A 20,989-nucleotide genomic window follows, 5' to 3' on the forward strand; every position below is an offset into this window, starting at 1 on the left:
CACGTTGCGCACGGATGCGCTTTATAAGGGTTTTTATTATGTATGCAACACGATTGCCAAGTTATGTAAAAGACGAGCAAGGCATTTTAAGCGCTGAAGAAATCAATAATGCGTATGCCGATATGCTTGCTAAGTACCAAAAAGACACGGGCAATTTAGATATTGCAATTGAACATGTTGATGCCTGTTTAAAACTGGCCGCAGCAAGTTGTATTGATATGTTAGCGACCTATTTTGCTAACAATGATAACAGCACAATTTCCAGCGATAGCGTTGACCACGGCAGCAAAGCCGATAGTTACCGACGCATTGCGAACGGCTACCGCAGCCAGTACAACGCGGTAGTGATCAATGACAATAAAAGCTCTGCGTATGGTAAGCCAGTTGCGTTACCTAAGCGCCAACGGTTGCGCTAATGACAGTACGAATTACCGCCCAGGGCTTTGATGCGTTAACTGAGCTTTGGCAACACTCCCCCGCGATTGTACAAAATGAGTTGTCGAGCGCGATGAATGAAGCCGTGGCGTATGCGCAGCACCAAATTGTAAGCCGTACACCTACGGGAGCCGGTGAAGGTGGCCACTTAGCGGCAAGTATTAACAGTGAGGTGATAATTAACCCGAGTGTGCAAATTGGCTATGTGGGTACCAGTAAACTTTACGCTGAAGCGGTAGAGCTTGGCACTAAACCACACATGCCACCCATTGAGCCGTTAGTGACCTGGGTAGAAGCCGTACTGAACCTAGAAGGCTTAGAAGCTGAAAAAGTAGCCACGTTAATAGCACTAAAAATTAAGTCTCGCGGTACTGAGGGGCAATTTATGTTTAAAGAAGGCCTAGAGGCCAGTGAACCTTATATTCAAGAGCGTTTTAACCAAGCAATGAAAACGCTGCTGAATACATTGGGAGGCGGTAATGCTTGAACAGCTTAGAGCGGCCATTGTAGCGGTGTTAAACGGTGCCAACATTGGCACGTTTTACCCTAAAGAACGTTTTAGTAAAAACATGAACACGCTAAAAGAGATGTATGGCCAAGGTGAGGGCATTGCCGGCGGTTATATACGGTTAAAGCGCCGCAAGCGCCAAAACCCGTACGCCACCCGAACCACTAAAACCTATACGTTTGATGTGGTGTTTTTACAAAGCTTTGTTGACGACGACAGCAGCCAAGTGGCCTTTGAAGATGCCATTGACGCATTAGATGACGCCTTTGCTGTTGATCCGCTGTTGAGTGATTTGGTTGACGATTTAGACGATGGCGATGACACCGGCCTTATTTTAGATGACCAAACACCGGTGATGTTTTGTGGCGTGTTATGCCACCAGGCGCGAATGCATTTAACCGTGAACGTGAGTAGTTAGGAGAACATGATGAATAAAACACCCAGCCACGGCGGCAGCTATACCAAAGATGCTGACGGTAAATTAACACTGGTTGCGCGTACACAGCCGGTTGCCACGGTTAAAAAACCAGTTACTAAACCCGTAAAAGCAAAGGGGAAAGACAATGATTAAGTGGAGCCAAACCAGCCTTTTAGCCGCAATAGAAGCGACCTATGGCACGTTGCCAGCGTTGCTAAATGCGATGCTAACTAAAGATATTGAAGTACGCCCGCTGGAAGGCGAAGAGGTTGAACGTGGTTTAAATACGCCGTATTTGGGCGCTGAAGAAACCATGTTTACCAACGAATATGCGGGAATAAGTTTTAAGGTTGAGCTTGTTGGTTCGGGCACGTTGGGCTTAGCGCCAGCGTGGGGGCCACTTATGCGCGCCTGTGGTATGGCTGAGGTAATTGTGGCTGATACCAGTGTTGAGTACACGCCTGTGTCTGACTCAGTTGAATCTGTGGCTATGCATTTTCAGCTTGGCCGTAACAAACACACGCTGTTAGGTGCGCAAGGCAGCTATACCATTGAGCTTGAAAAAGGTATTCCTTATTTGTCGTTCGACTTTAAAGGGCTTTATGTGCCACCTAGTGATAACGCATTGCCGGCCGCTGACTTTAGCGCATGGCCTAAGCCTATACCGCTCGGCGCTGGGCGTACTACTGACTTTTTACTGCATGGCTTTGAGGTTGTGCCATCAAAACTGAGTATTGATAGCGGTAACGAAGTGGAGTTTGACCCAACGCTTACCACTGCAAAAATTGAATTTTTAGACCGTGCAATGTCTGGCTCGGTCAATATTGCTGCGCCTAACATTGCTGATATCGACTTTTTTAGCCGTGCTCTTAACTCGCAAACGGGCAATTTACAAATTAAGCACGGCCCTGCAGGTGGCCACCGCGTGACTATTAGCTGCCCTAAAGTGCAAGTAAAACAACCTAAATATGTTGAGCGCACTAAAAAAGCCGAGATTGAAATGGCTTTGGCTATTTTACCAAGCGCCGGCAATGACGAATTTAGCTTGCTACTTGATTAACTTTTTTAAACCAATTTAAACACCAGGAGAAAACAATGGCTTTTTCAATCGTAACTATGCAGAACCTAGAAGTTAAGCAGCCGGTTAAATTTACTTTTGACGGTGATACTCATGAGTTTACAGGCAAGTTTAAGCTGCTTGATGACAACAGTAATGAGCAGCTTGCCAATGGCGGCGACCATGATTTTATTAAAAAGATTTTGGTGGGCTGGGGTGATGACTTTGTAGGCGAAGACGATAAGCCATTGCCATTTAATGCAGAGAACTTGGCTGCGTGTTTAAAAATAAGTTGGTGGCGCACCGCTGTGATTGACGCTTATTTTGTAGCGGTTGCCACGGCCGGAAGAAAAAACTACTAGAGGCTGCACGCTATTGGGTAGCCGATGAACACCCAGACACAACCCATTTAATAGATGTATTAACTCAGCAAAACGCACCAAAGCATGTAATTGACCAAGTTAAAGTGCTCGACCTAGACAAAGAATTTAATGTGTTTAGGTGTAATGCGCTGGCCCTTACTGCATTTTTAACGGTGTCAACACAATGGCAAGGAGACGGAAACGGCATTAGTTACAGCAATGCCGCCGTGGCATGGAAGCTGGCTGGGTTAGAGATTACGCCTGATACGTTTGCAAAGTTTCAGGTATTAGAAGTTGAAGCTATAAACGCAGCACGAGAGCAACATGAGCCGATATAATTTGAGTTTAAAAGTACTGTACGATGGCCGAGCAATCAGCCAAGGTACGCGTACTAATGCAAACGATATACGCTCTTTACAGCAGCAAGCGCAGCAGCAAGTTGCGCAAAATCGTGCGTTAGCCACCAGTAATAACAGCGTAGCGCAAAGCTATAGCGGTTTAGCGACTGCTGTTGGTGGCTTTATGGCGCTTAATTTTGCCAAGCAACAAGTGCAAAACATTGGCCAAATTCAATTACTCAATGCCCGTTTACAAGGGCTTACCTCATCAAGCCAAGAATATGCCCAAGTGCAACGTTACTTGATAGCAACAAGTAATGAGCACAATAAAGTGTATTCGAGCATGGCAGATAGCTATGCCCGTATCCTTACTTTACAAAAAGCCAATAAATTATCAGCAGAAGAAGGCCGTAAAGTACTTGAGGGCACCTCTAATGTTGCATCAAAAATCGGTGCATCAAATACACAGCTTGAACAAACCATGTACGGCTTTGCTCAGGCGATGGATTCATCAATTGTTAGAGCTGAAGAATTTAACCAGGTAGTTGATCCATTGCCTGGCTTAATTACTGAGTTGGATAAAGCAGCTGGTTTGGTATCTGGTGGTTTTAGGCAAATGGTGTTGAGTGGAAAAGTAACCAATACTTTTTTTAAAGACACCTTTATTAAAGCCCTGCAAGAATATGAAGGCGCAGCCAAAAGCATTGCTACTACAATACCTGCTGCACTTAACCGCACAGAAACCGCCTATGAGCAATTAATTAACCGTATTGAACAACCAGTGAGCTTTGCACTTGTGCCGGCGATTGATGCGGTAACGGGTGTATTAAATGAACTGACTACTAATCAAGAATTGGTTGAGGATATTACCACTGCCGCCACAGCCCTTGCCATTGTATTGGGTGGGCGTTTAGCAACGAGCCTTACTGTTAGCGCTGCAGGCTTTGCCAAAAGCACTATTGCCAAAGCACGGCTAGCCCAAGAAACCGTTAAGTTGACTGCAGCAGAGCTTGCAGCGGCACAGGCTAATTTACGCAGTGTGCAAACAACCGTTAATTTAACGGGTGCGAGTAACATTTTAGCACCCGCTAAAGCGCGGTTAACTGCGGCTACTGTTGCTCATACTGCGGCTGTTCGTGGTTCTAATGTTGCGATGCGTGCGCTCGGTGGCACCATGAGTTTGCTCGGTGGGCCAGCTGGTTTGATCATGCTTGCAGCGTGGGGTATTTATGAATTTGCGAGCAGCTCTGATGATGCCACTGAATCAGTTAACAAGCTAAAAGAAGCCAGCAAGGATTTAAACCCGTATGCAAACCTAACGGGCAAACAAGCACAGGGCTTATTGTTATTAGCGCAAGGGCGTTTACAAGGGGCCATTCAATTAGCTGATGAAGCTCGCCAGCGTTTTAATAATCCGTTTTTAAAAGGCAAGTTTGACGATGTGCAAGCAGCAGAACAGCGCGTTACTGATTTAAAAAATGAAATTGTTGCGCTGCAATCTGTAGTGGGCAAGCCTGCAGGCAAAGCGCCTGAGAAAGGCCAAGACCCAAAAGAATTAGCTAACTTTCAAAAAGCCAATGCGAATTATCAGCAACGCCTGGCATTGTTAGGTAAAAACACTGAGCTTGAAAAAGTTAACTATGAAATTGCCAGCGGCAAATACGCCAAGCTGCTTCCTGCTCAGCAGCAGGAATTACAGAATATTGCTAAGTTAATCGACCAAAAAAACAAGCAGGCAGAATCTGAAAAAGACTTTAGTCAGCTTGAAACTGATTTACTGACTGAAGAAGGGCGTATTCGTCGTTCATACACGCGCCGTATTGACATTGCTCGCACCGCGCTTGATGAGCAAGGCAAAGACAGCACCCGTTATGCTGAAATTGAGCTACAACTACGCCAACAACGTGATGCCGCACTTGATAAGTTAGCAACCGATAAAGCGGCACGCGATGCACAACGCCAAAATGAATTACGCCAACTTGAAGACCAAACCCGCCGCGACCGCTACGAAACCGAAATAGCTGAGTTACAGGGCTTTCATAGTCGTTTGGAAGCCGAAGAAGCCGCACACGAAGACCGTAAACGCCAAGTGCAACTTAGATACGCTGGCAACTATGGCCAAGTAGTACAGCAATTTGTTGATTTAGACCGTGCTAGCGGTAATGACCGCGTGGCGATTGGTTTAGATATTGGTGAGAACTTAGCGGGTCAGTACGCCACTCACAGTAAAAAAGCCTTTAAAGTGCAGCAAACACTGAGCATTGCTAAAGCATTAATGAGTACCTATACCGCAGCAGCTGCAGCACTTGAATTGGGCCCTATTGCTGGGCCAATTGCTGCAGGTGTAATAACTGGTTTGGGTATCGCTCAAGTGAAGTCTATTAAAGACCAAAAGCCACCAGGCTTCCAATATGGAGGTTACACCAATAGCAATAAACTCATTGAAATTGGTGAACGCAATACCCCTGAGCTGCTTGAGCTGGGCGGTAAAAACTATATTGCGGGCGGTAATGGTGGTCGTGTGTTTAACCCAAGCCAATTACCCACTGCTAAACAAGCACCAGGCACAGGCGGCAATACGGTTGTAAATGTCACTGTGCAACTAATAGAAGATGCCAGCCGCAGTGGCCAAGTAGAGCAAGAACGCACCAACGACAGCGAATTTGTTATTAAAGCCTTTGTGGCCGATATACGCCAAGGCGGCGATGCGGCAGGGGTGCTTAGCACAACATTTGGCTTACAGCGTACAGGAACTTAATGATGGTTAATTACCCGTTGTCGCTGCCTTTACCGCGCTTAAAAGAAGTGTCTTACAAGCGACAGTCAAACATATTACGAACAGAAATGAGCAGCGGCCGTGCCCGCCAGCGCCGCCGATTTTTAAGCGTACCGACATTTATGGAAGCCACATGGCGCTTTAAAAAAGACGAAGCCGTAGCATTTGAAGGCTTTGTTGACCACGGCGTACAGCTTACAGGCTGGTTTTTGATGGATATTTTAACGCCCAAAGGTGTTGTTAAACACCAAGTGCGGTTTGTTAAAGACCCACTAGAGAATTTTAAACCAATCAGCGCATTGGTATGGCAATACCAAGCACAGGTTGAGGTTAAAGAATATAAAGCAGCGAGTGAGGAAGAGATGGTTGCCCAGCTATTGGCACCGCTCACTTACGAGCAGTACTGTGACTCAATTCAAGAGTCGATTAATAATTATTTGGAGTAGAAACATGAGCGACTTTCTTGAATTAACAGACCAATTAAGAGCATCGGTTGAGCAACTCAACCAAGTACTGCAAGGGGATGAGAATGCCACTGTAGAGATTAACGGTGTTCAAAAGCCAAGCGTTGAGAAAAAAACAAAAGATACTGTTAATGCTCAAGTACAGCTTGTTCTTGACGCCGCTGCAGAGATAGACGGCGTAAAATATGGCAGCACTGCAGCGGGCTTGTCGGCAACATCATCAGGTCAGTTTTTCAGTGTTGTTAGTCCAGACGATGACAAATACTTAGATTTATATAAAAATGAAGCTGGTGTTGCTGTGTTAAAAAAATCTTACCCATCAGTTTATGCAATCAGTGCGCAGATGACTAAAGAGATAACAGGACAGTTAATAAATGGTTCGTTAATAAGCGCGCTTAATGGGCAGCAGCAAACGAACGAAAACTATAAAAGAACAGATTTTATCAAGACAAACCCTTTATCAACTTTTTTCTTTGAGGGTTACAATGCACTTGATACAGGGTTGGCGTTTTACGATGAAAACTATACTTTTTTATCTGGCATTAGCTCAGCTAAGAACGGATTATATATAGTGCCGGAGAACGCATTTTACTTAAGAGCATCAACAGACGTAAGGGTATCGACAGATTTAAAAATTAAAATAACACCTACAAACATTAGAAACTTAGAGTTGGAAGGGGAAAGTGTGGAGCTTTCACTAAAAAGTTTGGTTTTAAACGAAATCGATGTTTTTTTAAGCCACCCTTTATTTAATGGTTTTATTAAAGTATCTGATGGAGGAATTACACCGTCTGATGCTTATAGGGTTACACCGTTTATAAGAGTTAAAAATAATACATTAATTGATTACACAGGGAAAACGGATGGAACCGTTGCTGGTGTAGCTGTTTATGATGGAAATAAGGACTTAATAGCAACTTACGTGAGTACTGGTTCAGATGTCGCTAATTTACAAATAACAGTAAATCAATCTGACGCTGCGTACATAAGAGTTTGCTCATCTGTAAATGCAGTTAATGGCTATAAAGCATCCGTTAACTCAATAAATATTGATAGTCATACTGATAAAATAAATGAAATTACTAACACTATTGACTTAGTTAACATAGACATGGCGAAGTTACCGCTGATAGACGGCTATATAAGAGAATCTGACGGTGTTTATGTAAGTGCAACAAACTACAAATCAACACCGTTAATAGCAGTAACAAATCATACAGAACTAATTTATACCGGATTAGCGATATCACCAACGTCAGGTGTTACATTGTACGATAAAGACTTAAACGTTTTGTCTACACAAACATTTACTAATGTTGTTGACGAGAGGATAGAAATAAACAGCCCGAACGTTGCGTACGTTAGAGCCTGCTGCGCCTTAACATCTACAAACGAGTTTTCATTTAAGACGTCAAAATACAATACAAAGGGTGGTTTGACTAATATTGTAGATGAAGGTAAGACAACTGGAGCGTATTTGCACAGCGATGGTACTGTAGAAGTTGGTCCTCAGTACAGCCTGATTGACTTTATACCACTGCCTAAAGTACCTACTGCGGTTAAATACACAGGGAGAATAGTGAATCCTGTGGTGGGTATTGCTATTTATGATGAGGATTTTAATCTTTTAGAAAACCACATAACTGTCAGCGGAAATTATGCTGACCACACTGTTAGTATTTCAAATGCAGGCGCTAAATATATTCGCGCGTGTAGTTCTGTTAATTCCCCAGACCCGTTCAAAGTCGAGTTGTATGTAAATGACGATGAGAGTCTTGAGCTTTTCAGTAAAGACATTGTTGTGAGACCAGTTAGCGCAACCTCATTCTACGTTTTACAGAGGGTGGGTGGTGAATATATAGAGCATGTCTTTCAGTATGTAGACCGTCCTGAGTACACCGAAAGTGGGTGGTATTCCTCATGGGTTAGACATGCAGGTGTTGATGTTGCACAAGGTAATTTTAATTTTATTCACATGGTCAGCAGGGCAGGTGAATCAGGAAAGTATGTGGGCATTGCACATGGCTGTGAAGTTTTTAAATGGGTACATTTCTTTGTTGACGGAAAGCCTTTTGACCCCAACACAGATAAAAGAGTCATAGAGGGGGACAGGTTTCACTTTGAATTTATGGCTGATATATACGCGGCTGACGCTAGTTTAGGAGGTGGTGAATTTACTTATGCTAAAGAGCCATTGGAATTGTCATCTATACATTATATGAGATGTGAAATAACAAAGTATGGTGTTAGAAGATACAATAAACTAATTGTGAAGCGAGATAACACTGTATTCAATCAACTCATGGGAGCGATGCAACAAACTAATCAGCCACCTATGAACGGGATACTAATTTATAACGCAGATGAACCTTTTAGAGTTCATTTTCCTACATCAAATGATGTAGCTGAACCATACACGGAAACTGACCGAATTGCAGCCAGTGCCAATGCTGGTATTGATATGGTAAAGGCCACTGGTTCATACAATGGGTTCGATTACACTGTAGAAACAAAAATGTGGAATGCAGACAATTCAAAAAGGAAGGATGTAGGTCTTAGAAGCTGGACAGAAAGAATTAGCTCTAACAAAATGTATTTTATCCCTGAAATTGTCGAATATACAGAGGGTGTGATAGGTAGACCAGCTACCATATTTAATACTGATGACATCATAGAGTGTCATAGCGAAACAAAATACGGCGTAAGTAAAATATAGCCATTAAAGAGGTATTATGTCCCAAGTACTCCAACGCACCTACGCCAGCGCCCCAACAAACGATTTGCCAATCCACACATTGGAACTCCAAGCCGATTCGTTTGGGGTTATCAGACTATGCAATGGGTTTGATAATGTTAATGCTGGCATTGAGAGTGGCGAGATTGTACTTTTTGAAGCGTGCGGGATGGGGGTTTCACTCCCATCCCGCGCTGTAAAAGGCCGCCAAGATTTACAGTTCCAGCTTGATAACGTATCGGGCGAAGCACTGGAAAAAGTTGATGCAGCTAAAGATGCTGGCGATAAAATTAAAGTTATTTACCGCGTTTACACAGCAAGTGACTTAACAGAACCTGCCGAGCCACCTGTAGAAATGACGGCAGTGAGTGTTCAAGCCACTGCAATGCGGGTGAATGTAGTTGCATCATTTAATGACTTGGTTAACAGAGCATGGCCAAGAGATCGCTATACACCAGATGTCGCACCTGGTTTAAAGTACTTTAGTTAATCCTATGAAACATATTAATGATTACCTGAGTGTACCGTATGTCGATGGTGGTCGAGATATGACTGGGCTTGATTGTTGGGGCCAGCCACGTTTTGTGCTTCACAACGTATACGGAAAGCCTTTATTTAAGTCGTTTGGCCATGTTAGTCCTGATGATAAAAAAAACCTCACTAACTCATATAGACAAATAGTTGATCAATTTAAACCTTGCTCAGCTAAAGAGCAGGCTATTGCGTGTGGTTTTAGAGGGGGAAACTTAATACACATGGGGTTATGTGTATTTATTGATGGCCAACTACAAATACTGCATACATCACGCAAAAAAGGGCCATCTATTATAAAAGTATCTGATTTCTACAAGCTATTTTTTGAGGTTAAATTCTATGAGTACACAGGTTGAAATTAAGGTTTACCCAAACAAGCTTGATGATAGTTTGTATGAGCCATGCACTGGTCTAGTTGGTCAAACAGTAAACTCATGGTTAAAGGCAAACGTGCCAGCATATGCAGAGCTAGAGCAGCCTCTATTTAGTGTAAATATAAATAGCAGACATGTACTTCCTAGTGAATGGGATACGTGCACGTTCAAGCACAATGACGACATAAAATTTGTTGTTGAATCGAAAGACCCAGCAACAATTGCGTATGCGGTTATTGCTGTTATTGCCATCGGTGTTGCCATCTATGCGACTAACCAAATACCTGATAATTATAATTCGACAGTGCCTGATGGCAGCAGTATTTATGATGTTAATACACAAGGTAATAAACCAAAACTGATGGGGGTGATACCTGAAAATGCTGGCCGTCATAAAGTGTTCCCTGACTATTTAACAATGCCACGAAAAGAATACATTAATAATGAGCAGTGGCTCTATTTAATGTTGTGTGTTGGTAAAGGTAGCTATGAAATATTACCTGAAGATATTTTGATCGCTAATACACCCATCAATCGTTATGTTGGTGATGTTGATTGCCAAGTGTTTGGCCCTGGTGAAGATGTTACTGTTCATGAAGCATATAGAAATGTTTATACATCAAGCGAAGTTGGTGCAACGTCTGGCAGCACAGGTATTGAGCTTAAGGGGAGAGTAACCAGCACTGGTGGCAATAATGGTTCGTATGTATATTCTTTCCAAGGCGACAAAATTGTTGCATACAAAGTTGAGTATGAGCCAGAAATTGGCACGATTAAATATAAAGCACCGATACCATTCCAACTTGGTGAGATTATAACTATACAGTACTCACTGGACGGACAAAATGATGGCTATTTCGAGATACTAGAGTTAAATGTAAATGGCAATCAGGTCAACAAGGTTGATGGGCAGTTTCAAGATGATCCTCAGTGGACAAGTTTTTTCACTGAAAATGAATCAAATGCAACAATTTTTGTTGAATCAGGCGGTGGTGATGGTCAGTTTAATGGCCCCTTTTTTGCCTGTCCAGATGGTGAAGTGACGGATAAAATTTGGCTCGATTTTTTGTTTCCACAGGGCCTTGGTGAGCTGGACGACGATGGTAATTTTCTAAGCTGTTCTGTGACTATTCGAATTGAGTACAGAAATGCTGGTGAAGAGAACTGGACCGCTGTTGATGACAAAGTTTTCACTGACTCAACAAATGATCAATTAGGTTTTACTTTTCCAATTGAGCTGCCTCAAAAAATTAGACCTGAATTACGAGTTAAGCGGGTAACAGCAGCCAACGATGATACCCGTATATATGATGATATTTACTGGACGTCTTTAAAAACTGAGCTTGGTAGTGCAACTAGCTATGAAGGTATGACAACAATTGCAGTTAAAATTCGTGGTACCAATGCACTAGCTGGTTCTGCTGAAAACAAGTTTAATGTCATCGCGACCCGAATTTTACCAGTCTATGAAAATGGGGCTTGGAGCGCACCACGGCCTACTACCGACATTGCTCCATTCTTTACTCACGTTATTAAAAGCTCAGGCCACAGTGATAGCAAAATTGGTTTAGATGAAATCAATACATTACACCCTGTTTGGCATAATCGCGGTGATGAATTTAACGCTGTATTTGATAGTGGTAGCACTATGTTTGAAGTATTAAAGCGTGTACTGGCGGTTGGTTTTGCAGAGCCAACAATCGACTATGGCCGAATTATTCCGGTGCGTGATCAACAGCGCACTATATTCCAGCATATGTACCAGCCAGATAACTATATCGGATTTTTAGAGCGCACAATTACGCTGATAGATGACGATGAACATGACGGTGTTGAAGTTGAGTACTTCTCACCAATTACATGGAAGTCAGAAACAATCTTGTGTTTACTCCCTGGTGACTTAGGTGTTAACCCTGAGAAGGTAAGAGCGTTTGGTATTACTAGTAGGGATAAAGCATATCAATTTGGCATGCGTAAGCGCCGAGCTCGCCGCTATCGCCGTACAAGCTTTAGCTTTAAAACAGAGATGGACGCATTAAATTCGCGTTATTTAGATTACAGCGCATTAGCTGATGACATACCAGGATATGAACAGACAGGACGGGTTGAATATATAGTAGGGCGCTCGGTTTATGTTGACGCTATATTAAAGTGGCAAAGCGGACAATCACACATCTTAGCACTAAGGAAGCCTGACGGTACTTTATCTGGCCCTTACACTGCGACTATCGGTTCATCAAGCAATGAAGTTATAATTGATAGTGACATAGACTTTGCACCAGTGTTTGATGGTTCAATGGAACCACCATTATATATGTTCGGGATTACAAACAAGTGGTGTAATGCTGTACTGATAAGAGATATCAAACCATCATCAGTTGATAAAGTTAATGTCACAGCAGAACTGTACGATGATAGAGTTTATCTTGACGATAATAGTTTAGCGCCTACTTAACATAATAAGGAAATAGAATGGACGATAAAAATTTGATGATACGTGTATTAGAGTGGGCGACTAAGCAAGAACAGTTCACCTTTCAAGAGTTATGTGCAGCGTTAGACTTAAGTGAAGTTGAGCGGCATCAATTGAAGTTATTAATTCATCATAAGTCTTTGCTATTTCATAACCACGGTACCTTTTATAGCTCAGTAGATAATGCAGATATAAAGATTTTCGCAAGTGCTGAGGATCACTTTAGATATTTAGAATATGTTGAGCTTAAAGAGGCAAGGAAATCATCTAAGGATGCAAATACGAAAGCTTTGGTTGCAATAAGTATCGCAGTTGTATCAACTTTAACCTCTATTGTGATGAGCATTGCTGCAATGAAATCAGATATAAACGTGCCAGATAAAATGTACGATATATTGGATAAATCACATACAAGCATTTTGAGAGAACTGAAAGAGGTAAGAAAAGAACAATCAGCATTAACGTCAAAGCTTGAGTCAAATAACTTATGTTTGATTAACTCAGATCCAACCTATAAATGAACTAGATTTTTGTTCTAATATATTAAACACTGTTCAAAATACTGAAAGCATCAGTTTTCGCGTTTTTCGTGGATTTCAGTGTTTAATTTTCGCGACTTGCATCAATTTTCATAAGGAACGGTTAATATTGTTGTCCAGTTAGTTGAATCGGGAGCATCACTTAATAAAAATCCATCAGGTGCGGTTGCCACTAAATTACCCGTGTTAGGGCTTAAATCAAATGCTGATAACGTTAAAGTTTTCACATTAGCGACGCCAATATAACGATCGTTCCATTGCAGTGTTTCAGGACTAGAAATAAAAGAAGTCGCTTCAATAATATAATCAGCTAAGACCTCTTGCTGTTGCAAACTTTTCATGGCTTCTTTTGCTATTAAAGTCGCGAAAAGTACTTGAGGGTGAGTGCTGTCTGCTGAAATGTAGAGTGATTCAGTCGCAGCTTGCTCACCGTACTTTTCAACAATTTCCTTTGTTTGCCCGGTTAAATCAACCATAGGAACGTCTAATAATACCGCGACTTCCTTCATCGCCGCAGGGTAGTTACCGCGTGCAAAAAGCTCTCCAGTGTTAACCGTTTCAAGATTATGTAGTCCTGAGTTTCTGATACTTTCGCCGCTAAAATATTTACGCACAATAGGGCTCATTAAAATGGGCACTGCGCCTAAGTCACGTGCTTCTTTTATATATTTTTTCAGGAATTGATAATAAGAGTGTTCGGTATCAAGGCAATCCTCACCATTGCTACTGCCATTACTACAGTATGCATAAGTGCCAAACTCTTCATAAGCATCCCCTAATTTTTGATCATTATGACCAAATTGAATAATTAGGTAATCACCCGTTTTTATTGTTTCTTTAACTAAGTTCCAAAGACCATCTTCGTAATAAAAACTACGAGAACTTCTGCCACCACGGGCCCAATTTCTAACGGTTGCTTTGTCACTCACGAACATAGGAACCTGTTCACCCCAGCCGGCTTGCGGTTTACGCGATTGGTCGTACTCAGTCATAGTCGAGTCACCAATCATATGAATGGTGATATCAGCAATAGGATCAACTGGATCCTCGGGGTCAACAGGCGGCTCAGGTTCAACAGGTGGCTCAGGATCCACAGGGTCAGTAACCACAGGGTCAGTAACTACAGGGTCAGTAACTATTGGATCTACAATAGTGGAGTCATCTGATGAACCTCCGCATGCACTTAAATAGAAGCATACTAAAAGTATGGATAATTGTTTGAGAAAAATTTTCATGTTTCTAATACCTTATTATTATCAGCGCACTGTTAACTCAAATGGCTATCAAGCATATTTAGTGAGCAATATTTTCAGTTTCTTGTTCTTATCTTTCTGAGTAGGGGCAAACTGAAAGTTTTGTTAAAATCAAACCTATCAGCCTCAACTGAAAACCATCGATGATACAGGGGAGACAATTAGAGAAGGCACAACCTCGTTAAATGAGGTTGTGCTTTTATAAAGTTAGAATGTACCTCTTAAACCCACTAAGAACTGGCGACCTGATGACAGGTTTTCGTAAGGGCGTGGCGTGTAAATATCATTCCACATATCTTGTTTTTCATCTGTTAAATTAACGGCTTCAAATGAAACACTCATTTTATCTGTTAACTTGTAGCGGGCAGAGAAATTAAGCTTCGCCTTTGCATCATAACCACGCACAAAGGTTGATTCATCTTTATATTCGTCTAAATATTGTTTGTTATAGCCACTTCGGTAGTTATAAGAAAAACGAGCCGACCAATCGTCTACTTGATAGTACAAGGTGATGTTGTATGTATTCTTTGATGTTTCTTCTTCTACTAAGTTAAGTTGCGTGCCATAAAATGGGTCTTCTATATCACGTGTATAATCAATATAGGTGTAGTTAGTTTGTAAACCTAAGGCATTAAATGGTTCAGGCAAGAAGGTAAAAGGCTGTTGATAAATAAATTCTGCGCCCCACATGCCTTCAGCATCGGTATTGACAAGTTGCGATACTTGCCAAGTCACAGTGCTAGGATCTGTGTCGCCAAGGTCGATACCAAGTCTATCAAGATCGGCTTGTGATAAAACTTGCTCAGAACTTGCTTTTGTTAAACCCGAAATATTTTTATAAAACAGTGATGTTGCAAGCAGCGATTCTTCAGCAAAGTACCACTCTAAACCAACATCATATTGTTTTGCTTTATAAGGCTTGAGTGACGGGCCTGCACCCATCTTAATTGTCGCTGACGGATCATCAATACTCGGCGTATTAATACTGATTGAAGAACGCAAATCAGATAGTTTTGGGCGAGTAATTGCGTGTGAATAACTAAAGCGACCGACTAAGTCCTCAGTGATATCGTAAGCAAGGTTTAATGATGGCAGCCATTCATCTCCTTCACTCACAGACTCACGCCAACCATAACCTGCAGCATAGTTTGCACCGTCGCCACGTCCCGCAGTGAAACCATCTTTGTAAATATGATCTAAATTTACGATACGACTGGTGTTTTTGTTATCAACATAACGCACACCAACATTACCACGTAGCTCTTTATCAAATATGTAGTTTCTGAAATCTAACTGGACAAATGCTGTAGCAACTTCTTCTTTAATATAATAAGTGCGTCTAAAATCTTCTTTGGCTTGAAAAAAGTTTGCCCCAGCAAAGGCGTTGTACATGGCATTATAATCAGGTGCTAACCAAGTACTACTGTTAAGCGTTGATGAACCAGGAATTGAAGCGTTGTTACCAAAACTTACACCTTGTTTATCTAAAGTGGTATTGAACAAGCTGCCATCAATTTGGGCTGCATCTAGCGATATAACACGCTCTTCTGCTATTGCGCCTGATGTTTTGTTTGTTTCTTTATTGATGTCTTTCCAGTTATTTAAATTATAGTGTTGTTCTGTTTCAAAACTACGCTGACCCACACCAAACTTAACCGTATATTCATCGTTAATCTCGTATGTAAAATCAACTCTAATAGTTTTGTTTTCACTTTCAATTGTTTGCGAGCGATTACGTACTAAACCAGCGGTGTAATTACTTGGATCTGTCATCACCGACGCTATTTCATCTTTACTATAATTCCCGCCAGATGGCTGACCTGCGGCAAATGCAAATGATGGCATATTAGTGTTTAACTCACCGCTACCAATCGCTTGTCCGCCCGGATTATTAATTAATGATAATGGGTCTATATTACTATCAAAACTATAGGCCACGGTAGATTGATTACTATCTAGGGCAAAGGTGGTCATATTCGGAATGTCTAAATCTGATTTACCCTGGCCTATTAGGAAGTTCATTTTAAAACGATCGTTAATAAACCAATTTCCAGTAAAGCTAACTTGATCAAAAGTTGATTCAGATGAATCCCGTCGTGTCTCTGAGCGAATAATGGAATTTGAATACGCACCTGCGACTATGGTGTTGTTGGCATCGACATAAATGTTTTCAGGGACGATATCTTTTTGATCTCGTAATAATACTTCGTAGTGATATTCTTCAGAATCATTATCCAAGCTTGCATGCAGCACATCTAAGTTGAATGAAAGGTCATCGGTAGGCGCATACTGAAAAGCAATTGTTGCACCAAGACGTTTTTGCTGTTTTGAATACAATGAATAGCGAGGAATTCGCGGTAAATATAGCCCATCTAAATTTTCATTGGTGTAATTCCCGTTTGGCATCAGTAATGTTTTAGGTGCTACGGTAAGATAATTTGAGCCACCTTGACCAACAGGTAAACCATCTTCGACAAAACTGGGATTGTTTACAGTCCAACGTCCAGTTGAAGAACCTTCACTTTGTACTGTGCCATCAGAGTATGCAATAGAGGCAAGTACACCAAACTTATTATCCCAGTTATTACTGAGCATAAAAGAAGCACGAGGCGATACATCCTCATCAACATCACTATAACGAGCATTGACATTGTAAGCGCCTTTAAAGCCATCATATTGAAATGGACGCGCCGTTTGTAAGTTTACATTCCCTGATATGCCACCGTCTTCAAGTTCAGCAGAAACGGTTTTATTAATATCTATTTGGGTAAACAGTTCAGATGCGAATACGTTAAAATCAAAAGCACGAGAGGTATTAGAACCACCAGCCGCATCAGTAGCAGCACCAGCAGATGCTGATTCCATGCCATTAATTGTGGTTTTAACGTAACGAGAACCTAAACCGCGAATGGTAATTTGACGACCTTCACCCGCATCCTCCTCAATAGAGATACCAGGTACGCGTGAAAGAGAATCTGCCACATTTAAGTCAGGAAATTTACCAATATCTTCTGCAATGATGGTTTCACGGGTGCCTACGGCTTCACGCTTAGACATTAAAGCGGCATTGATACTACCGCGAAAACCTTTTACTTCGATCACTTCAAGTTGATCATCAGCAACAGCTTCATCTTGAGGGGCTGCATATGCTAAGCCACTGGTCAATGCGCCACTGAGTATTAAATTGGTCATTAACTTACTAAGTTTAAAATTGTGTGTGCTGGTTGTCATAGTGGTTCCACGTTCTACTTATTGTTATTAAGTTAACATGACTTGAAAGAGAGTGTTTGTCATGTCCTTGTTCTGATTCTTATTGCACCTAACCTCATAATCCATAATGGGAAAAACAACGAGAAAGCAAGTAGCAAAGTGTTTGATTAAATGACTTGCTACCGGTGGCACAAAATGAAAAATATAGCGTTATTGATGCGATGTCAAATGAAAAACATAACATTATTCATCATTAATTTACATTTAGAACAGCGTACAAATACCATTCAAGTGCAACATTATCTATAAGTACTATGATTTAACTGATTATTTGCCACCGGTGGCATTGTATTTTAAATATAAATAATGGATGCGCTACTTTAGTCGTATAAAAACAATATAAGAATATTTTTGTTAGTATGTGAGTAATTTTTGATTATCAATTAAGAAAGGCAATTAACATTGAGTTGTTGGTATTGTGCGTAAAAAAACAGCTTAATTAAAATGTTAATTAAGCTGTTTACCTTAGGGGAGTTTAAAATTTAAATACTGTTTTACAAGTTGTAGCGTATTCCTAAAAAGAACTGTCGGCCGGTATGATTATATTCACGTGGTAAATCTAAACTGCCATCACCCGTTGTATACAGGCGTTCATACTCGTCGGTAAGGTTAATTGCTTCAAATGTTACGGTGACATTTTCATTAATATTATAAAAGGCTGATAGGTCAAAATGTGTTGGACCAGATGTCGCTTCTTCGGCATTACCATTGTTACCCGTGTAATCAGTGATGTAATTGTCGCGTTTATTCACTGAAGCACGAGCGCCATAGTTTTCTTCTTCATAATACAGGGTAAAGTTATAAGAATTTTTAGAAAGACCCGTAATTTCACCTGCAGAGACATACGTATAGTTAGACACTAACCCCATATTTTTTAACAACCCAGGTAGGAATGAAAAAGGTTGCTGATAAATAAGTTCAAGCCCTTTGATCACAGTTCCTTGACCATTTACAGGGACGAAATGTGTGTAAGGAGTAGTTCTAGGATCGAGTGCACTTGATGGATCATATTGCGGATCATTATCAATAAAGGGTAAATAAGCAGGATCGACGAGTTTTTCTTCACTATCACTTTTTATAAAAGAGCCAATATCTTTGTAAAACGCTGTTGCTGCTAATAGCGACTCTTCTGCAAAGTACCATTCAACACCAACGTCTGTATTGGTAGAGGTGAAAGGGTCTAAGAATGGGTTACCCGCACTAACAGTGCCGTTTAAATAAGAAAACGATGGATTACCAGGATTGAGTGAACTCAAACTCGGGCGGGTCATGGTTTTAGATAAACCCAGCCTTACAATCACATCATCGGTTGCATCAAGGGCTAAATTTAGCACCGGTAAAACATTGTCATAGCTATTGTCGATTGATACCGCATCAGTTTGAATAAAACCTGTTGATGTGGTTTCAGTTTTTACATAGCGAACACCTGCATTGGTGCGTAGTAGCATATCGGAAATTTCATATTCAAAATTAGTTTCCACATAGGCAGCCATTGTTTCTTCTTCAACTTTCCAGCTCTGCGCACTGCGTGGCACCCACTCTTTTACTAAAAGCTGTGAATTTATTGCATCAAAATCAGCCACTATAAAGGGTGATAACGTACCGTCATAACCGGTGCCAAAATCATCGTAGGGCATTAGCTGAGAAAATCCAGCTGCAGAATCTTGATCAGGAAAACCGTTTATTTGTGATTCATCGTAACTAACCGTTCTGTCGTTATAGGCAATACCGCCTTTGATATTCATCATATCCATCTCGTATGATAAATCAATTTTAGCGGTGTCATTTTCTCGTAGTACATCGGTTGCACGTAAGCGCCCATCGGCTAAATCAAAGGAGTTGGCATCTAGAGTATCGTAATCGTAATTCATCACAGCGGTATTATTGCTGGTGCCAAAATCCATCGATACTCTATGAGGTGTGTTATTGGTCATGTTATAACGATACTGTTCAGAGCGAGCATCCGATTCAGCAGTGCCCACCATAGCGTCTAATCGAAGGTAATCAGATAAGTGATATTTAGCTGAGAATACGTATTGTTGAAATTTTGTTTTTGAAATCTGCTGACGACTTTCTACTCGAGATTTAACGCCGTTAAATGTCGCTGCTTGGATCTGTTTTCCATTGTCAGCAATGGTAATCGATTCAGGAGTAATTTCGCTGAATGTGTTTCTAAACATCTCGAAAAAGTTGTACATAGTACGGTCATTATCAAGAGTTGAATGTAATGTATCTAGTGTAAGGACCAGATCATCGTTAGGAGCATATTGCAATGAACCGGTAAAGCCTAAACGGTCTTGTTCATTACCAAAAAAATCAGGGCGAGGCAGACGTGGCGTATATAAGCAGTTCACAGCATCGACTGTTTGACCTTCGAACTCACACTCCCCAGTATTGGGTGTGCCAATAACTTCAGTATTAGAGGTGTCAGCATAAATACCGCCACCATCGAGTACGGGGGTGGTCCAGCGCACAGTCCCAAAGCCTTCTTGGCGCACGGTGCGTTCAGATTTTGCGACAGAAAATAAAGCCCCGATTGTATCATCAGCAAATGTGTTGCTGATCATAAATACCATCCGTGGGTCGACTTCTTCAGTGAGGTCGTTATAACCGGCTTGCGCAGACGCTGCAACATGAAAGCCTGTTGTGTCAAACGGACGTGCAGAATACATATCAACAGTGCCCGCTATACCACCTTCTTCAGTTGCGGCCGTGGGCGTTTTTTGGATATCAACACGATTAAATAGTTCGGATGCAAATATATTAAAGTCAAATGCACGGCCACCATTTACGCCACCACCAGAGTCAGTGCCATCGGTACTAGCAGGTACTTCCATACCGTTTAAGGTAGTACGTGTAAATGCAGGACCTAAACCACGTAAGGTAATTTGCCGTCCTTCACCACCTTCACGAGAAATAGCTACCCCAGGAATACGTTGTAATGATTCGGCGATATTCAGATCAGGGAATTTACCAATATCTTCAGCCGCGATAGATTCAGTGGTATTTACTTCAAAACGTTTAGTTGCTAACGATTTATTTAATGATGATCTAAATCCAGTTACTTGAATTAACTCAATGTCATTTTGGGCTTTAGTATCTGTTTGTGGCTGTTCATCGGCTGCGATTGCATACGATGTTGTGCCCAGTAGTAAGGCACTAACAATGCAGTTAAGTGGCTTGAGAACGAACTTATTTGCAGTCTTCATTGTGTGTTCCTTTTTTATGCTGTTGATTTGAGCTTTTATTTTTATTACTTTATTTAGCCAGTAAAATGTAAGTCTATGATTAAAGGTCATAAAAATATAATTTGAAACGGTAGCAATGCCATGGAAATACATTTGCTACCGGTGGCAAACAAGTCAAGCTATATCTAAAAAAGCATATTGTCAAACCTAATAAATTACATTTTTTATGTTTTATTTACATTTATTTGGCAGTAAATGCACATTAA

At 41.3% G+C, this 20,989-nt stretch carries 17 protein-coding genes; 14 read left to right on the forward strand and 3 right to left on the reverse strand.

The features are described from left to right. Positions 1–38: 38 nt before the first annotated feature. From H5180_RS04750 to H5180_RS04815, 14 genes are all read left to right on the forward strand, one after another. Positions 39–416 carry a hypothetical protein gene (locus H5180_RS04750; RefSeq protein ID WP_182757787.1) on the forward strand — a complete coding sequence of 126 codons (378 nt, stop codon included), beginning with the start codon at positions 39–41 and terminating at the stop codon, positions 414–416. Next, the gene (locus tag H5180_RS04755) at positions 416–922 is read left to right on the forward strand and encodes a hypothetical protein (protein WP_182757788.1); all 507 of its coding nucleotides are present in this window, start codon (positions 416–418) and stop codon (positions 920–922) included. Before H5180_RS04750 ends, H5180_RS04755 begins: the two co-directional genes overlap by 1 nt. Then, positions 915–1,361 carry a hypothetical protein gene (locus H5180_RS04760; protein ID WP_182757789.1) on the forward strand — a complete coding sequence of 149 codons (447 nt, stop codon included), beginning with the start codon at positions 915–917 and terminating at the stop codon, positions 1,359–1,361. Before H5180_RS04755 ends, H5180_RS04760 begins: the two co-directional genes overlap by 8 nt. 6 nt (positions 1,362–1,367) lie before the next feature. Beyond that, positions 1,368–1,514: a hypothetical protein gene (locus tag H5180_RS04765; RefSeq protein WP_182757790.1), complete on the forward strand. Its 147-nt coding sequence runs from the start codon at positions 1,368–1,370 to the stop codon at positions 1,512–1,514. Then, entirely contained in the window at positions 1,507–2,421 is a 915-nt protein-coding gene (locus H5180_RS04770) for a phage tail tube protein (protein ID WP_182757791.1), read from the forward strand. Before H5180_RS04765 ends, H5180_RS04770 begins: the two co-directional genes overlap by 8 nt. 35 nt (positions 2,422–2,456) lie before the next feature. Further along, positions 2,457–2,780 (forward strand): hypothetical protein, encoded by a 324-nt coding sequence (locus H5180_RS04775; protein WP_182757792.1) that lies wholly within the window; start codon positions 2,457–2,459, stop codon positions 2,778–2,780. A gap of 131 nt (positions 2,781–2,911) precedes the next feature. Then, positions 2,912–3,118 carry a hypothetical protein gene (locus tag H5180_RS04780; protein WP_145236472.1) on the forward strand — a complete coding sequence of 69 codons (207 nt, stop codon included), beginning with the start codon at positions 2,912–2,914 and terminating at the stop codon, positions 3,116–3,118. Further along, on the forward strand, positions 3,105–5,876 hold the full coding sequence (locus H5180_RS04785) for a tape measure protein (RefSeq protein WP_182757793.1): 2,772 nt from the start codon (positions 3,105–3,107) through the stop codon (positions 5,874–5,876). The genes H5180_RS04780 and H5180_RS04785 overlap by 14 nt, the downstream gene beginning before the upstream one ends. Beyond that, positions 5,876–6,340 (forward strand): hypothetical protein, encoded by a 465-nt coding sequence (locus H5180_RS04790; RefSeq protein WP_182757794.1) that lies wholly within the window; start codon positions 5,876–5,878, stop codon positions 6,338–6,340. The genes H5180_RS04785 and H5180_RS04790 overlap by 1 nt, the downstream gene beginning before the upstream one ends. A gap of 4 nt (positions 6,341–6,344) precedes the next feature. After that, the gene (locus tag H5180_RS04795) at positions 6,345–9,074 is read left to right on the forward strand and encodes a hypothetical protein (protein WP_182757795.1); all 2,730 of its coding nucleotides are present in this window, start codon (positions 6,345–6,347) and stop codon (positions 9,072–9,074) included. Between the two features lie 16 nt (positions 9,075–9,090). Continuing rightward, on the forward strand, positions 9,091–9,582 hold the full coding sequence (locus H5180_RS04800; protein ID WP_182757796.1) for a DUF1833 family protein: 492 nt from the start codon (positions 9,091–9,093) through the stop codon (positions 9,580–9,582). A gap of 4 nt (positions 9,583–9,586) precedes the next feature. After that, a complete protein-coding gene (locus tag H5180_RS04805; RefSeq protein WP_182757797.1) occupies positions 9,587–9,982 on the forward strand; it encodes a hypothetical protein in 396 nt (131 codons plus the stop codon). Further along, entirely contained in the window at positions 9,966–12,455 is a 2,490-nt protein-coding gene (locus tag H5180_RS04810) for a host specificity factor TipJ family phage tail protein (RefSeq protein ID WP_182757798.1), read from the forward strand. The genes H5180_RS04805 and H5180_RS04810 overlap by 17 nt, the downstream gene beginning before the upstream one ends. A 17-nt stretch (positions 12,456–12,472) precedes the next feature. Beyond that, positions 12,473–12,994 carry a hypothetical protein gene (locus tag H5180_RS04815; RefSeq protein WP_182757799.1) on the forward strand — a complete coding sequence of 174 codons (522 nt, stop codon included), beginning with the start codon at positions 12,473–12,475 and terminating at the stop codon, positions 12,992–12,994. Between the two features lie 101 nt (positions 12,995–13,095). On the opposite strand, the gene H5180_RS04820 is transcribed toward H5180_RS04815, so the two are convergent. The 3 genes from H5180_RS04820 to H5180_RS04830 form a co-directional block, all read right to left on the reverse strand. After that, entirely contained in the window at positions 13,096–14,247 is a 1,152-nt protein-coding gene (locus H5180_RS04820) for a rhamnogalacturonan acetylesterase (RefSeq protein ID WP_182757800.1), read from the reverse strand. Positions 14,248–14,472: 225 nt separating this feature from the next. Then, complete coding sequence (locus tag H5180_RS04825; protein WP_145239072.1) at positions 14,473–17,496, reverse strand: TonB-dependent receptor; 3,024 nt, start codon at positions 17,494–17,496, stop codon at positions 14,473–14,475. 533 nt (positions 17,497–18,029) lie between these two features. After that, entirely contained in the window at positions 18,030–20,744 is a 2,715-nt protein-coding gene (locus H5180_RS04830; RefSeq protein ID WP_182757801.1) for a TonB-dependent receptor, read from the reverse strand. Positions 20,745–20,989 lie beyond the last annotated feature (245 nt).

The sequence above is a fragment of the Pseudoalteromonas sp. SR41-4 genome (assembly GCF_014163985.1).
In the GTDB taxonomy this organism is placed as follows: domain Bacteria; phylum Pseudomonadota; class Gammaproteobacteria; order Enterobacterales; family Alteromonadaceae; genus Pseudoalteromonas; species Pseudoalteromonas rhizosphaerae.

Coding starts and splice junctions, on each gene's coding strand:
- H5180_RS04805 (WP_182757797.1), top strand. CDS start 9,587: ATGAAACATATTAATGATTACCTGAGTGTACCGTATGTCGATGGTGGT.
- H5180_RS04765 (WP_182757790.1), top strand. CDS start 1,368: ATGATGAATAAAACACCCAGCCACGGCGGCAGCTATACCAAAGATGCT.
- H5180_RS04810 (WP_182757798.1), top strand. CDS start 9,966: ATGAGTACACAGGTTGAAATTAAGGTTTACCCAAACAAGCTTGATGAT.
- H5180_RS04750 (WP_182757787.1), top strand. CDS start 39: ATGTATGCAACACGATTGCCAAGTTATGTAAAAGACGAGCAAGGCATT.
- H5180_RS04800 (WP_182757796.1), top strand. CDS start 9,091: ATGTCCCAAGTACTCCAACGCACCTACGCCAGCGCCCCAACAAACGAT.
- H5180_RS04790 (WP_182757794.1), top strand. CDS start 5,876: ATGATGGTTAATTACCCGTTGTCGCTGCCTTTACCGCGCTTAAAAGAA.
- H5180_RS04775 (WP_182757792.1), top strand. CDS start 2,457: ATGGCTTTTTCAATCGTAACTATGCAGAACCTAGAAGTTAAGCAGCCG.
- H5180_RS04770 (WP_182757791.1), top strand. CDS start 1,507: ATGATTAAGTGGAGCCAAACCAGCCTTTTAGCCGCAATAGAAGCGACC.
- H5180_RS04755 (WP_182757788.1), top strand. CDS start 416: ATGACAGTACGAATTACCGCCCAGGGCTTTGATGCGTTAACTGAGCTT.
- H5180_RS04785 (WP_182757793.1), top strand. CDS start 3,105: ATGAGCCGATATAATTTGAGTTTAAAAGTACTGTACGATGGCCGAGCA.
- H5180_RS04795 (WP_182757795.1), top strand. CDS start 6,345: ATGAGCGACTTTCTTGAATTAACAGACCAATTAAGAGCATCGGTTGAG.
- H5180_RS04815 (WP_182757799.1), top strand. CDS start 12,473: ATGGACGATAAAAATTTGATGATACGTGTATTAGAGTGGGCGACTAAG.
- H5180_RS04830 (WP_182757801.1), bottom strand. CDS start 20,744: ATGAAGACTGCAAATAAGTTCGTTCTCAAGCCACTTAACTGCATTGTT.
- H5180_RS04760 (WP_182757789.1), top strand. CDS start 915: ATGCTTGAACAGCTTAGAGCGGCCATTGTAGCGGTGTTAAACGGTGCC.
- H5180_RS04820 (WP_182757800.1), bottom strand. CDS start 14,247: ATGAAAATTTTTCTCAAACAATTATCCATACTTTTAGTATGCTTCTAT.
- H5180_RS04825 (WP_145239072.1), bottom strand. CDS start 17,496: ATGACAACCAGCACACACAATTTTAAACTTAGTAAGTTAATGACCAAT.